We start from the raw sequence: 12473 nt of genomic DNA, 5'->3' as shown, positions 1-12473 counted from the left end.
GGCCAGGTATTTCAAGGTCGAGGGGTTACAATTCGTCTTCGTTGACCAGACGAAAATAGCCTTCTTGAACACGCTGGTAATCCAACAGCTTGAGGCACTCCAGATCCTTGACGCTGACCTCGGCCAGGCTGGCAAACAGTTGCATTTCGCGCTGTTCTGCATCGTTGCCAGAGGTGGCCTGCGCCGTGCGCACATCGCGTACGGTCGGGGCACGCAAGGTGATCTTGTCGGTTTTGATGCTGTTGAGTTCGGCGGGATAACGCAGGCTCACGGTGACCCCTTCGTCGGTCAGGGTGAGCCAGGTCGGGATTTTCTTTTCAGTGTTAGTGGTCATGCGGTTATTCCTTTAGAGGCCCAGGGCGCTGCGTACATCTGCCATTTGGTCGACGCCATTAATCACGCGCACGCAATTGACCATGTCGATTTCGTACATCACGCTGCCATCGATCTCCAACTTGTAATATTGGAGCGCCATGGCGAACTTGTTCTCGGCTTTGTCGCCGGGCTTCCAGTCGCCCATGTCGACCTCTTTGAGCATGCCGCGCATCGTGGCGATCACCGGGGTGACCTTGCCACCGAGGCCTCTGAAGGCACCGCGAAACACCGGGTTGCAACTGGTCTGGTCGGCCAGGCCGAAATACTTCATGGACTCGCGGCGCACGCCGGTGGTGACGAAGCTGGCTTCCAGTTTCTCCAGACCCATGTCCATCTCGATTTCGCCGCCCATGCCGCCCCCGCGGAACGAGTCGGTTTTGACGGTCAGTTTGGGCAAGGTCACGGACGGCACATCACCGGCAAAACTGATCCCGCCCATAAACAGGTTGGTGTCGTAAAGCACTTGAGGAATCATTGAGCGGCCTCCTTAGGCGGCGGTTTCCAGCACTTCGGCCAACCATTGATTGGTGACCTCCACGCGGAAAATTGGGTTCTCGGCAGGCGGCACGTCGGTGAAACGGATGTTCCAGTACACCTTGCCCTCCTCCAGCTGGCTGGCCGTGTTCAGCACGGTGTCGGCGTACACTTCGAAGTTGATCACCGCGCCCTGGTTTTTGAGGTCGCGCATAAAGGCGTCTAGGCCGTCTGTCACGTCCTTGACGTAGGTTTTGGTGATCGAGCGGTCGACCGCCCATTTGTGCCCCGCCAAAATCGCGTCCATCACGATGTCGAGCGTGCGCACGCGAGTGACGAATGACCATTTCGGGTCAGCCGACAACGTGCGGTTGCCCCACAAGCGATAGCCGCCATCGCGGATGATGGTGGTGATATTGGCGTTGTTGAGCAGGTTGGCGCGGCTGGTTTCGTCACCATCCAGAAACTCGATGGGCCGCGAAGTGCCGGTGATGCCGACCAGTTCCTTGTTGGACGGCGAGGCCCAGAAGCCGTACTCGGTGTCGGTCCAGGCAAACAAACCTGCCGCAAAGGCCGAGGCCGGGGCATCCACAGTTCTACTGAGTACGGTGTCCCACTGCTGCACGCCCGGGTCGACCATAAACACACGTTTGCTGCCAAATTCCTTGGCATAGGCCAGCGCGTCTTCGTCGGTGGTGTTGGGACCGTCAACGATGGCAATGGCGCGCAGCTTGCCCGCCAGGGCATCCATCGCGGTGGCCACCGCCTGGGTAGCGGAGTGTTTGGGCGCAATCAGCAAGCGTGGCTGGGCGTTGAACCGGCTTTTACCGTCGAGCAACGCTTGCAGACCAGTACGCTGCCCCGAGACCAACACCCCGCCGATGATGAGCGAGGTCTGATACTCGATAGGCTCTGATTCGTCTACGCCACAGGCGACGATCACGGCCTTGGATCGGATAAAGATTGCCTTGGCGGCGCGGGTGATGGCCGAATTTTCTCCAAACGCTGCGATGGCTTCGCGCTCGCTGGTGAGGAGCACCAGTTCGTTGGGTTTGGCTGATGTTTCCGGGCCAGCGATGAAGGTGTCACACAGACCGATGATCGACGTGGACGGCAACGCAATGGTGCGTGCACCGGTATCGACCAGCGCGACGGTGACGCCGTGAAAACGGCTTGCTGTACTCATAAAGGCATTCTCCAGAAACGATAAAGCCCCGCAGTGCGAGGCTCATGTGGGTCAAACGGTAGATACGAAAACGCCCCGGCGTGCGGGGCGTTACAGACGCTGACTAGCAAGCCAGCCCGGCGGCACCGGCCTCTGCTCGTGGGTCGGAAAGGCAGGTGATTGCGGCCAGTCGCGCAGTTGCTGCATGTAGGCCAGCAGTTGGGCGAATTGCTCTGGTGTGAGCGTGGTGTTTAAAGCCAGATCCTGTTCGTCGCGGTGACGCTCGCGCAACCACTTGATCGACGTAAATTCAGCGTCGCGCCAACGGCGCTCGATCTCGGAAAAGTCCGGTTTGAGTTCGGGAAACGGCTCTTTTGTAATCTTTCCATCATTGGAAAGCATCCAAGTACCGTCGACTTCGTTGATGGTGCGCAGCCATAGGTCGCCATCGACCGAGACAGTGCCTGTTGGCAGCGGATCAGGTACATCCGCATTGATTGGAAGACGGGTATGCAAGGCGCCGTCTTCATTAAAAACGATGTAGTAGCATTTCATATTAAAACCCCATCGCGATTACAAAAGCCGGGCCATTGGCCGACCCAGCCAGGCCGTTAGCAAGCCTGGCGTTGGTCTTTGTGGGTTGCACCACGACTTCCAGCGTCCCCTGAGACGAGCCGATGAACATGCCACTCATGCCAATCACCTCGTTTGGGAACTCGATGGGGTAAATCCACATATACGGCGCAGCAGTACTTAAAACAGGGGTTTTAGTCCACTGGATAATGAGCCCGCCGAGCCATGTCGGGAACTTGATATACCCCGTCTGGCTCTTTAGTATCTGAAGGCCAAAGCGCAGGGCGGGAGCGGTTATCGCTTTAGTGGTTGAAGACCCAGCAATAACATCGGCTGCGTTCGCCAGTTGAGTAATCCCCGGCACCTCTACCGTCGCCTGCTTTAAATTGGCCGTGTGGTAAAGCTCACACCAAGGACCCCAAACGCCTTTGTTCAATCGCCGAAACCCTATTGAGTTCGTTAAATACCCGACTGCCAATTGATTGCCACACCCGCCGCCCGTGTCAGTCGTTATCGCAGCATGATAGACAGCGCCGTAAGGCGAGCCGAACGGGGGAGCCCCTTTAGTCAAGGAGGAGTAACGGTAGAGCCCCGTGCCCAAATTTTCTGGGCCGCTGATGTCCTCTGGCGCTAACGGGCCATCGGCGTAAGTAGAGCCCAACCCGAACGAACCCGTGGATAGCAATTTAGCTTGCGTGACATCGTACGCCGACGCTTGAGACTTTCTTTTGAGACCCTGGGGAGTAATTGCGGTGGTGTTATCTGTGCCATCCGCGATCAGTGCGTCAGTTGCAATCTTTATCAGACCCGCCAACTTTTCCGTCGCCGCTTTGACCGTTCCCCCGATCGCCTGCATTACCCGCAGGGCTGTCATGGGCAACGTATTTTCATCGCCCTTTTCAGCATCTTGCTGGCTCGCAATTGGAATACCGTAACCTTCAAGGGTGTCCGGGTTACTGCCCTCGGTTACCAAGCCACGCTCATCGATGGTGACCTTGCGAAAGGTGCCTGCCGTGCGAGTCGGCGGCAGGACGTCGATGATCTGTTGATCCACATATTGCCGGGTGGCCAACACTACGCTCGGGTCGATCTTGAGCGTGACATTAGCCGAGCTGGTGACGATGAAATTCATCCGCACCACTTGGGTCTTTCCGCTGCCTTGTGCGAGCAGAGGTTTGAAGCTCGGCGCACAGTTGGCCACGGCAACCAGATCACCATCACCGTCGTAAAGGCCGATTTCACGAATCCACCAACCGCCGACATCTTCCGGAATCACCTGTTCGGCGATGATGACGCTGGGGTTTTTCGGGTCGACCTTGACCTGATTCAGCGGGGCGCGACGGCACTCGTTGATCAGCTTGATTTGTGTCCGGCTTGGTTGCGGGTCGCCGCCATTGGCATCGCCGACACCCATTTGGGTGAACGTCCACGGCACGCCCAAGGCATCCGCACTGGCTTGTTTGGCCTCTCCCACGGCGGTGAGGATCGCCATAAACTGGCTGTTTTGATCAATCATAAGTACACATCCAGGGTTTCGATTTGATGTTCCCGGCCTACCAAACCGAAATGGCCGGTGACCTCGATGTCCTGCCGTGCAGGCGGATACACGTCGATCACCTCGCCCTCGTACAGGTAGGAATAAATTGTGAGATTGCCGGTGCTTTCGAGACTGATCACCAACTCGGTCAAGGTGCGACTCAGCGGCTTGGCGTCGTCGATCAGTGCGACCAGCTCCTGATACATTTCTTCTGTAATGCCGCTGTCACGCACGCCAACATTGAGCGCGAAAGTGCCAGGTGTGCCTTCGGGAATGGTCTGCCACCACTCGATCACTTCCAGCAGATACCCCAACGGCTCAACCACACGTCGCAAGGCGCCGATGGTGCCTTTGTGCGCGTGAATGAAGAACGCCGATTCAATGGCAGCGCGCTTGGTTTGCTCGCTCCACCGGTTGTCCCAGCGGTCGACCGACCACGACCACGCCAACTGGTGCAACAAGTGCGCCGGACAGGTCTTAGCGTTGTACAAGGTGCGAATCGGGAGCGTCGGGACTTCCTCAATAGCCAGTTCGATAGCCCGCTCCAACTGCGTGCTATTGAGTGGTAGCAAACTCATCCCGTACCGCCTTGGGTCACGTTGAACCCGGTGCAATAGGCGGCCTGGTGCTTGGCCCGGGGGATGTCCTGCCATCCGGGTAAGTCCACGCGGCTGACGCCCGTGATGTGCAGTTGCGCGTCAATGGCTGAACGCGAGATTTCCACACCCAGCCGTCGACGCGGGTTGATCCATGCCCCTAGACGGCGGGTAGCTTCGGCCAGAATGGCTTCGTTTTCCGAACCGGTACCGGCCATATGCAGCACTGCGTCGATTCGGTAGTCCTGCACCTCGGCGCTTTGCACGGTGACCCGGTCGCCGACCGGGCGTATGTCTTCATCGCTAAGGTATTCCAGTACCTTGTCGAGCAACGGCTGATCCGCCACGCCGTTGCCCTCCAGGTGCAACACCGTGACCACCACGTGGGCCGGGCTCGGGCTTTCGGCCTGAGCGTCAGCCACCAGCGCCGAGGCATTGCGCGCGTGCAGGATGTAGCTGTTGCGCGGCCCGGCCGTGGTCAGCCCCTCGTACACCAGTTGGATACGCTCGCGTAACGCGTCGTCCAGCTCCAACACCTGCGGCACCGGTGGCACGCTTTGGATATCGGCTTCCTGAATCACCAGCCGCTTGAGCCGCACGTTACCCGCCAAGTGATCGAGGTCGGTGTGCTGGGCGTAGGCCAACAGCAGGGACTTGGAGGCATCATTAATGCGGGCCCGGGTTTGCAACCGGCGGTACGCCCCCAGCTCCAGCAGTTTGACCACCGGGTCGCTCTCCAGCTCAGCGTTCCAGTTGCCGCCCATGTAGGCGCGAAATACCGCCAGTTCTTCTTGATAGACGTCTTCGAAGTCCAACGCCTCCAGCACCTCCGGTGGCGGCAGGGCCGACAGATCCACGGTACTCATGCGCTTACCTCCATCACTACACTGTCGTCCAGGTACACACCCTTGAGTTCGAAGCTGATCACGCCATTGAGTACCGCCGTGACCCGCACCGACTGCAGTTTGAAACGCGGCTCCCACAGGTTCAGCGCGTGGGCCACTTCGGCCTGTAACGCGCTTTTCCAGCCAGCTGTGACGGGCATATCAACAAACCGGCGCAACTGGCAGCCGTAGGCCGGACGCATGCGCCGACTGCCCACCGGGGTGGTGAGAATGTCGGCGATGGATTGGCGCAAATGCTCGACGCCGGAAAGGGCCGCGCCGGTGTGGCGATCCATTCCGATCATCGCGGGTTACTCCGTGAGGGGTTCAAAGTCCGGGTGGGTGGTGAGGTATTGAAACTGGGCGTCGTCCACTGCGCTGACGCGACCTTTGACAACTGGCAACGTGGCGCCGCCTGGCAGAATCAAAGTGCGCGAGGTGTAGACCTTGTCGCGGAAGGTGCGGGCCGGGCTCAGTACCGGGGCGTTTTTTTGCAGCACCGGCACCACCGGTTCGGCGGTTTTGTCATCAGGCGTCTTGCTCATGGGTTTCTCCAGACAGTAAAAAACCCGCACGCGGCGGGTTGATTGAGGGTGATCAATTAGTGCTTGTGGTTCGGGGTGTTGCCGCCGGTGTCGATGATTTTGCCTAGCCCGGTGATGTCGCCTGTCACGCTCAACGTGCCGTCAATACTGACCGGCCCGATCAGGTCAATCGCTGCTGCCGTGACGGTGACGGCGCTGTCAGTGATGACCACCGAACTGCCCCCAACCGCAATAGTCACGGTGCCGCTGGGCAAGGTGATGGTGTAACTCTTGGCTTCCCAGTCGTAGACCAGCGAGCCGCCATCATCGAAGCGCCACACTTCAACGTGGTCGCGGTTATCTGGCGGTGGCCCTGCATCGCCGTACAACCCTGGGATGAAAGTCCCCATCCCGGCCTGACCGCTTGGGCTCAACAACGCGCCCTGCTCACCAAGGCTCGGTGCTCTCCAGTGTCGGGCCTTACCCGCCGCCACGCTGTGCCAACGCACCCAGGCACTGGTCCAGTCGCCAGTGGAGACGCGGCAGACCGGGGGCGACGCCGCCAGATCTACCGCAACGACATAGCACGGCAGCAGCATGGCTGCGATCATGCGGTCATGTTCGGCACTGGCGTAGCTCATGGCAGATCCTCAGGCGCGATTGTGTCTTCGCCATTGATGCTGATCAGCAGCGTACCCGGCGGCTCATCGGGCCACGGCCATGCTTGTTCGCCGAGATAGAGGGTTTGCGTCCATTCGACCAGCCATACCGTGTAGCCGTCCAGTTCTGGGCGCGTCCAGTCCTGAGCCGAACGTTTGAATTCAGCGGGCTGCACAGGCAAGCCCCAGTACTGACCACGCAGCAATACAGCCAGTTGCGTCGCCAGCTGTACGGCCTGCTGGAAATGATCGGCGCACAGCACGTCAACAATCATCCGCGCTTCGAAAGTGATAGTCAGAGTGGTTTGGCCACTGCCTGTATCCTGACCGGGCTCTATCTCACCAATATCGAGAAACACGGCGGGCAGCGGAATGTGGTTTTGAATGTCCGGCCAGAAGCTGACCGTCTGCACACCCGGCAAATGCTGCTGAATCTGCTGCTCGATGGCCTGATACAACAGGTTAAGGCTGAACGGTTGCTCAGACACGGCGTGTCCCCTTCAAGTATTTCTGCAGCTCGAAGTTCATCTCTTGCTTGAGCTTTTTCAGCAGCTCTGCATCAGCTTTACGGGTCCACTCCTCAAAATGAGGTCGTACCGCATCCAGTGAGATTTTGGCTTTGGCCAGCGGATAACGATCCGTATTTTCCGCAATCCAGCCCGAGCTTGGCCCTTTTCGCGAGGTGATTTCACTGTCGGGGTAATCGGTTTTATCAAAGTGTTTGCTCGCGGTGCGTATCCAGATGTCGGCCTGATTACCGTACACCTTCTTGTAGAAGGCGCCCTGATAACGTCGGCCGGCCACCGACACACCCGCCTTAGTCTGACGGGCGCGCCCTGCCCGGCTGGCTTCCAGTGGGTTGATGCCGAACCAGAGCTTCCCTCGCATCGCACCGCCATCAACCGGGTAACTGCGTAGACGCTGCCGCACAGCTTTGACTGCAATCTTTTCCTGCCGCCCCACCGCACGCGCAATGTGGGTGCGCAACCAGCCCAGGGTTTTGTTGATCGCACGACGCTGAGCATTGGCAGCGGCCTTTGGCACCAAAATAGCCAGGTCCGAAAACGCTTTCAGATCCTCGGTCGAGGGCTGAATGTGCAGCATCCCGCTGTTCTTTTTTACCTCACTGAAACTGCCAATGTTCATGCACGTTTCCTCAAGATCAGAGACACCAAACCGTCGCCGCTGGGCTCCAGCTGCAGCAGGTCGTACTCGCCACCACCGTCCAGTTCAGGCAGGTCGATGGTGACCAGCAGCCCTTTGGTCAGGCCATCGGAGTCCGCGACCCGCACTACAAAGTGCGGTTCCCGAAGGCCGGTATTGAGGCGACCCATCTGCGGCTGTTTCCACGGTGCAGAGAACATCCCCAGCACCAGTTCGGCGCGACCTTCGATGCGCGCGGTATCGCCCAGCACGTCGAAGATCACGCTGTCGATATCGGCCACCAGATCACGAATGCCCATGACTAGAGCTCCAGCAGGATCTGTGCGCGTGGACGGGTGCAGATATGCAACGGGTTGGACTGGGCCTCACCGGCCATGCCCTTGTTGAACGGCATGGGTTCGATCTTGCTGTAGTACGGAATGCCTTGGGTGTTGACGGTTTCCATGTAGTCCGCCGGGGCGAAGGCCGAGATATAGAGGTCTGGCACCCCTTCGGGGACCAGAAGGGCTTTGTCGTCGTGGACAAAAGGCTGGCCCGCGATACGACCCCGGTAGCGCTCCCAGGTGATGCCGCCGAATTCAAAGGTTTCTCGTGCATCCGCGCGCAACACGACCGCCTGCTGGGTGTTTTTGTAGGTGTCTACGACATCCGGATGGGTAACAAGAGCTTCCCAGAAAGTTTTGCCACAAAACGCTCGGGATCCGCTCGTTGTCGTGCTTCCCAAAGCCTCTTCTTGCAGATCCAGCGCCCTCATGCAGCGAACACGCAACTTGTCTTTGCCAGCAGAAAACTCCATTGACAGCGTCTGTTGCGTCACCCCGAAACGATCAAAAATATCCAGCAATACGGTGCGACCGTCAGCATCCAGAACTTTGCCATTCAGCGCCCCCATACGCTGATATTCGTGGGTGACGTCCAACTGACGGCGGGCCTTGAGTAAGCGCGCATTGACTACATCCTGCACGGCCTGCAATTCGCTGCGGGTACCGAAAGCGCGAATACCCTGGATCTCATCGGCCTTGATGGTGAAGCGCTCAGGCAAGTGGACAGTGTTGAACGGGATCAGGTTGCGCTTGCTGGCAGCAACCACCAGACCAGAAGTACCGCGCTCACCGGCGGGCACTAGTGCCAGGGTGTCGCCGTCTTTTTCGATCTGTACGGTCAGAGTAGTGATGCCCTCTTCCTGAAACAGGCCGAGGCTGCTCAGGCGCCCGGGCAGGTATTGCTGTTCGTTGATGGCGGCGGTCAGCGAGGAAACAGAAAACGCTTCGTCGTCAAAGATGGCGATGTCGGCCATTGGGGACTCTCCAGAATGTAAAAACCCCGCTCGATGGCGGGGTGCGATAAAGGTGTGGTCGGCTTAGCGCACGATCACAAAGTGTTCGGCCAGCGACTTCTCGCCCTCCGGATCAAGCCCGGTCAAATGCACTTCACTTACCTCAGCCAGCCGCACCACCGCGCGACCACGACGGACAATGTCAGACTCCCCCAACGGGCCATACAGAATGGCCACGGCCTTTTCGCTGCCGTCTTCGGCAGTGGGCTCATAGGCTGCGAACTCACCCGAGGCCGTCACCAGCCCGAGGACCTGACCCGCATTCAGCGCAGGGCCAGCAGCGACGTTGATCGCTTCGCGGGAGATATTCCCGGCGCCTTCGGACAGCAGGAACTCGCCCGCGTGCATCGGCTCTTTTTTAATGGTCATGCTTTTACCCCTGTTTGGGCGGCGCGACGGGCCGCGTAGATCGCATTGGTGTCAGGCTGTTTGGCCTGGGTTTTCGGCGCCGGGTCATCGTTGATAGGCAGGCTGTTGTCGATTTCAAAACCGCCGCCGCTGACCAGCTTGTCGAACAGCCGGCCGCGCACCGCTTCGGCACTGAGCCCGGCGGAGACAAACTGCTGGGTGAACTCCGGCAAACGGGCCGCAACACACAGGTCGCGAACTGCCTTGGCGTTGGTGAGCGCGGCGTTGACCGTGGCCTCGTCGGCCAGCTTGGTAGTGCTGATCAGCGATTCGATCAGATTGCTGATCCCGGCGGTGTTGCAGCTTTGGGTAATCAGCAAGGCCAGCTTCGCCGAGTCCACAACGGGTGGTTTTTCGGGCTCTGGTTTGACCGGCTTCGGGCTCGGCTCAGGTTCAAGCGGTTCCTCCAACTGGGCCATCAATGCCTGTGGTGCGTGCTGGTAGCGATGCAGCGCACTACCTTGGCCCAAGCAGGCTTTGACGGTAACGCCCTCGCCCACTTCGTCGGCCAAACCCAAAGCAACGGCTTCACTCGCCGTAAGCCAGGTTTCGGCATTTACCAGGCGCCGAAGCTCCACCTCGTCAATGTTCGGCGCCTTAGATTTGTAGGCGGCAATGATCACTTCCGTCGCTTGGTCCAATGCGGCGGCAACCTTACGCAGATCCTCGGCATCGCCTGACGCGTAGGTATACGGGTTATGGATCATCAATATGGCATTGCTCGCGATCACCACTTTGTGAGCACCACACACCGCGACACTTGCGGCGCTAGCTGCCAAAGCATCAACTCGGCCGGTGCAACGCTCGCCCAGGCGCGACAGTGCGTTGTGAATGGCCAGGCCGTCAAACAGGTCACCGCCGATGCTGTTGAATGCCACAACAATGGGCGATACACCGTCATCAATCGCAGCAAGGTCGCGCACAAACTGGTTGGCAGTGATGCCCCAGGTGCCGATCTCGCCGTAGACATAGACCTCAATGCTGCGGGTCTCGGCCTCACCGCTGGCCTTCAGGCTGTACCAATGTTTGCTCTGCGGCGCCGGAGGGTCACCGGCCTTGTTGAAAATCCGTAGCGGGTACTGCTTGATCATGGTGTCTCCTTATCGACCGGCTCTGTTGGCAGGTCGACGAGTGTTTTGTAGTTGAGGCCCAAGCCACGGGCACGGGCCTGATCGGCCGCGTTTTCAGCGTCGACCGTTTCAGCGTCGTAGCCTGAACGCAGGGCCATTTCGCTACGGGAGTTGAAGCCCGCGTTGACCTCCATCATTCGCGCCTGAATGTCCTGCACCGGTTGGATATAGGCCCAGCCTTGCGGTACCCAGCGGGTGCGCAGGTATTCGCGGCGCCGTTGCGCGTAGTCGGCCAGTGTCAGGCGACCGGCCAGCACCGCCATGTCCATCCAGGCTGCGCGCACTGGCCGGCAGAGCTGGTGGACGTAGACGCCGAATTGCAGTTGTTCCAAGCGACGGCGGAATTCGTTGAGCACCACCCGTAGCGCCCGGTCGTTGACCTCGCGCATATCGCCGGTAAGGATTTCGTAAGGCGTGCCGGTACCGGCCGCAGCGGCCATCAATTGCTGACGCATAAAGTCCGGGTAGTTGTTGCCCGCGTCCGGTGGTTTGGAAAACTCCACCTCTTCGCCCGGTCCCAGTTCCTGCATGGTCCCGGGTTCCAGCGCGACCATCGGCGTGAAGCCGTCGCGGTCTTCGTTGAAGGGCTGGCCTGTCAGCGGATCCAGCGCAAGCTGCATGCCCTCCGGAGGCGGCCTGCTAATAAACCCGGCAAACAGGTTGGCCACCTCCTGACGAAACAGCACCGCATCGTCGTAGTTGTCCAGGCTGCGCAAGCGTTTGAGCACCGGCGCCAAACGCGGCACACCGCGCAACTGGCCAGGTTCGACGGGCTCAAAGATATGCAGCACCTGCGCCGCTGGTATCCGTACCAACTGGTTGTAACCGGCGTTCAGCGAAGAGGCATCGCTAGGGTGAACACGGTACATCCAGTAAGCAACCCGCTGGTGAGCCGGGTTGAACTCGATGCCAGCACGGATGCTGTTGCCGTTTTTGGCCGGTTCAAACTTGTCGTGCGGCACAAACTCGGGGGCCAGTACCTGGAGCTGCAGCGGTACCGCCAGATTTTCGTCCAGGCTGCGTGGTCGTATGCGCACAAAACACTCACCAGCGGTTTCCACGGTACGAGCAATCAATGCTTGTTGTCCGTAAAAGTCAGTCAGGCCATCGGCGTCCGACTCATCGACCCAGTCCTCCCATAGTTCCTGCTGCACTTTGCGCAGGACATCGTCATCGATCTTGGGTCGAGGGGTGATGCCGGTGCCGATCAGGTTGCTGACGCGTTTGTCGATGACGTTGAACGCATACGGATCGTTGCGCACTGCCGCCCGCGAACGGGCCCGCAGGTTGCGCAAGGCCGGGGTGTTGATGCTGTTGATACCGACATCGGGGGCGTCCCAACTGGCCGAGCGCCTGCCCTCTCCGGCTCCTTCGTAACTGGCTTTGATCCGTTCCGGCAACAAGAAGCCGTTGCGGGTCAGGGTTGGATATTGGCGCGCCATTAGAGTCCCTTGCCTCCGTGGTAAAGCCTCACCACTTTTGAGCGTGGCCCGGCCGATGCGACCAGCGACGTGCGGATCTGGTCGCGGGCCTTGAGTAGCTCATCCACCGTGCGGTACTCCACGGTGCGATCGGCGTAGCGCACAGTTTTTTCGCCGCGAGCGATGGCCGCCTCAACCGCATCGAGGTGCTTCTGGGTAAAGGACAT

Annotated in this window: 18 protein-coding genes; all 18 read right to left on the bottom strand. The window is 59.4% G+C overall.

The features are described 5' to 3' along the window. Positions 1 to 25: 25 nt before the first annotated feature. The 18 genes from RGV06_RS21835 to RGV06_RS21750 all read right to left on the bottom strand — a co-directional run bounded on the left by RGV06_RS21835 (position 26) and on the right by RGV06_RS21750 (position 12473). Positions 26 to 334, bottom strand: a complete 309-nt coding sequence (locus RGV06_RS21835; RefSeq protein WP_322151328.1) for a phage tail assembly protein — start codon at positions 332 to 334, stop codon at positions 26 to 28. Between the two features lie 12 nt (positions 335 to 346). Then, positions 347 to 850, bottom strand: coding sequence for a phage major tail tube protein (locus RGV06_RS21830; protein ID WP_322151326.1), 504 nt, complete (start codon positions 848 to 850; stop codon positions 347 to 349). 12 nt (positions 851 to 862) lie between these two features. Continuing rightward, the gene (locus RGV06_RS21825; protein WP_322151325.1) at positions 863 to 2035 is read right to left on the bottom strand and encodes a phage tail sheath family protein; all 1173 of its coding nucleotides are present in this window, start codon (positions 2033 to 2035) and stop codon (positions 863 to 865) included. A gap of 90 nt (positions 2036 to 2125) precedes the next feature. After that, complete coding sequence (locus RGV06_RS21820; protein WP_322151323.1) at positions 2126 to 2569, bottom strand: phage tail assembly chaperone; 444 nt, start codon at positions 2567 to 2569, stop codon at positions 2126 to 2128. 1 nt (position 2570) lies between these two features. Further along, a complete protein-coding gene (locus RGV06_RS21815; RefSeq protein ID WP_322151321.1) occupies positions 2571 to 4103 on the bottom strand; it encodes a phage tail protein in 1533 nt (510 codons plus the stop codon). Further along, on the bottom strand, positions 4100 to 4702 hold the full coding sequence (locus tag RGV06_RS21810; protein ID WP_322151319.1) for a phage tail protein I: 603 nt from the start codon (positions 4700 to 4702) through the stop codon (positions 4100 to 4102). The genes RGV06_RS21815 and RGV06_RS21810 overlap by 4 nt, the downstream gene beginning before the upstream one ends. After that, a complete protein-coding gene (locus tag RGV06_RS21805) occupies positions 4699 to 5586 on the bottom strand; it encodes a baseplate assembly protein (protein ID WP_322151318.1) in 888 nt (295 codons plus the stop codon). The genes RGV06_RS21810 and RGV06_RS21805 overlap by 4 nt, the downstream gene beginning before the upstream one ends. Further along, on the bottom strand, positions 5583 to 5909 hold the full coding sequence (locus RGV06_RS21800) for a GPW/gp25 family protein (protein ID WP_322151317.1): 327 nt from the start codon (positions 5907 to 5909) through the stop codon (positions 5583 to 5585). Before RGV06_RS21800 ends, RGV06_RS21805 begins: the two co-directional genes overlap by 4 nt. 6 nt (positions 5910 to 5915) lie before the next feature. Further along, positions 5916 to 6149: a hypothetical protein gene (locus RGV06_RS21795; RefSeq protein WP_322151316.1), complete on the bottom strand. Its 234-nt coding sequence runs from the start codon at positions 6147 to 6149 to the stop codon at positions 5916 to 5918. Between the two features lie 56 nt (positions 6150 to 6205). Continuing rightward, positions 6206 to 6769, bottom strand: coding sequence for a phage baseplate assembly protein V (locus RGV06_RS21790; RefSeq protein WP_322151315.1), 564 nt, complete (start codon positions 6767 to 6769; stop codon positions 6206 to 6208). Continuing rightward, a complete protein-coding gene (locus tag RGV06_RS21785) occupies positions 6766 to 7275 on the bottom strand; it encodes a hypothetical protein (RefSeq protein ID WP_322151313.1) in 510 nt (169 codons plus the stop codon). The genes RGV06_RS21790 and RGV06_RS21785 overlap by 4 nt, the downstream gene beginning before the upstream one ends. Continuing rightward, positions 7268 to 7933 (bottom strand): hypothetical protein, encoded by a 666-nt coding sequence (locus tag RGV06_RS21780; protein ID WP_322151311.1) that lies wholly within the window; start codon positions 7931 to 7933, stop codon positions 7268 to 7270. The genes RGV06_RS21785 and RGV06_RS21780 overlap by 8 nt, the downstream gene beginning before the upstream one ends. Beyond that, on the bottom strand, positions 7930 to 8250 hold the full coding sequence (locus RGV06_RS21775) for a hypothetical protein (RefSeq protein WP_322151309.1): 321 nt from the start codon (positions 8248 to 8250) through the stop codon (positions 7930 to 7932). Before RGV06_RS21775 ends, RGV06_RS21780 begins: the two co-directional genes overlap by 4 nt. A 2-nt stretch (positions 8251 to 8252) precedes the next feature. Beyond that, on the bottom strand, positions 8253 to 9248 hold the full coding sequence (locus tag RGV06_RS21770) for a major capsid protein (RefSeq protein ID WP_322151307.1): 996 nt from the start codon (positions 9246 to 9248) through the stop codon (positions 8253 to 8255). Positions 9249 to 9311: 63 nt separating this feature from the next. Next, positions 9312 to 9656, bottom strand: coding sequence for a head decoration protein (locus RGV06_RS21765; protein WP_322151305.1), 345 nt, complete (start codon positions 9654 to 9656; stop codon positions 9312 to 9314). Then, entirely contained in the window at positions 9653 to 10786 is a 1134-nt protein-coding gene (locus tag RGV06_RS21760; protein WP_322151303.1) for a head maturation protease, ClpP-related, read from the bottom strand. The genes RGV06_RS21765 and RGV06_RS21760 overlap by 4 nt, the downstream gene beginning before the upstream one ends. Further along, entirely contained in the window at positions 10783 to 12267 is a 1485-nt protein-coding gene (locus RGV06_RS21755; RefSeq protein WP_322151302.1) for a phage portal protein, read from the bottom strand. Before RGV06_RS21755 ends, RGV06_RS21760 begins: the two co-directional genes overlap by 4 nt. Further along, a complete protein-coding gene (locus RGV06_RS21750) occupies positions 12267 to 12473 on the bottom strand; it encodes a phage head-tail joining protein (RefSeq protein ID WP_016781386.1) in 207 nt (68 codons plus the stop codon). Before RGV06_RS21750 ends, RGV06_RS21755 begins: the two co-directional genes overlap by 1 nt.

Source organism: Pseudomonas sp. CCI3.1 (assembly GCF_034313985.1).
GTDB lineage: Bacteria > Pseudomonadota > Gammaproteobacteria > Pseudomonadales > Pseudomonadaceae > Aquipseudomonas > Aquipseudomonas psychrophila.
Note: the sequence above shows the minus strand (reverse complement) of the source record. Positions and strands in the feature narration are given on the sequence as shown.

Coding starts and splice junctions, on each gene's coding strand:
- RGV06_RS21835 (WP_322151328.1), bottom strand. CDS start 334: ATGACCACTAACACTGAAAAGAAAATCCCGACCTGGCTCACCCTGACC.
- RGV06_RS21830 (WP_322151326.1), bottom strand. CDS start 850: ATGATTCCTCAAGTGCTTTACGACACCAACCTGTTTATGGGCGGGATC.
- RGV06_RS21825 (WP_322151325.1), bottom strand. CDS start 2,035: ATGAGTACAGCAAGCCGTTTTCACGGCGTCACCGTCGCGCTGGTCGAT.
- RGV06_RS21820 (WP_322151323.1), bottom strand. CDS start 2,569: ATGAAATGCTACTACATCGTTTTTAATGAAGACGGCGCCTTGCATACC.
- RGV06_RS21815 (WP_322151321.1), bottom strand. CDS start 4,103: ATGATTGATCAAAACAGCCAGTTTATGGCGATCCTCACCGCCGTGGGA.
- RGV06_RS21810 (WP_322151319.1), bottom strand. CDS start 4,702: ATGAGTTTGCTACCACTCAATAGCACGCAGTTGGAGCGGGCTATCGAA.
- RGV06_RS21805 (WP_322151318.1), bottom strand. CDS start 5,586: ATGAGTACCGTGGATCTGTCGGCCCTGCCGCCACCGGAGGTGCTGGAG.
- RGV06_RS21800 (WP_322151317.1), bottom strand. CDS start 5,909: ATGATCGGAATGGATCGCCACACCGGCGCGGCCCTTTCCGGCGTCGAG.
- RGV06_RS21795 (WP_322151316.1), bottom strand. CDS start 6,149: ATGAGCAAGACGCCTGATGACAAAACCGCCGAACCGGTGGTGCCGGTG.
- RGV06_RS21790 (WP_322151315.1), bottom strand. CDS start 6,769: ATGAGCTACGCCAGTGCCGAACATGACCGCATGATCGCAGCCATGCTG.
- RGV06_RS21780 (WP_322151311.1), bottom strand. CDS start 7,933: ATGAACATTGGCAGTTTCAGTGAGGTAAAAAAGAACAGCGGGATGCTG.
- RGV06_RS21775 (WP_322151309.1), bottom strand. CDS start 8,250: ATGGGCATTCGTGATCTGGTGGCCGATATCGACAGCGTGATCTTCGAC.
- RGV06_RS21770 (WP_322151307.1), bottom strand. CDS start 9,248: ATGGCCGACATCGCCATCTTTGACGACGAAGCGTTTTCTGTTTCCTCG.
- RGV06_RS21765 (WP_322151305.1), bottom strand. CDS start 9,656: ATGACCATTAAAAAAGAGCCGATGCACGCGGGCGAGTTCCTGCTGTCC.
- RGV06_RS21760 (WP_322151303.1), bottom strand. CDS start 10,786: ATGATCAAGCAGTACCCGCTACGGATTTTCAACAAGGCCGGTGACCCT.
- RGV06_RS21755 (WP_322151302.1), bottom strand. CDS start 12,267: ATGGCGCGCCAATATCCAACCCTGACCCGCAACGGCTTCTTGTTGCCG.
- RGV06_RS21750 (WP_016781386.1), bottom strand. CDS start 12,473: ATGTCCTTTACCCAGAAGCACCTCGATGCGGTTGAGGCGGCCATCGCT.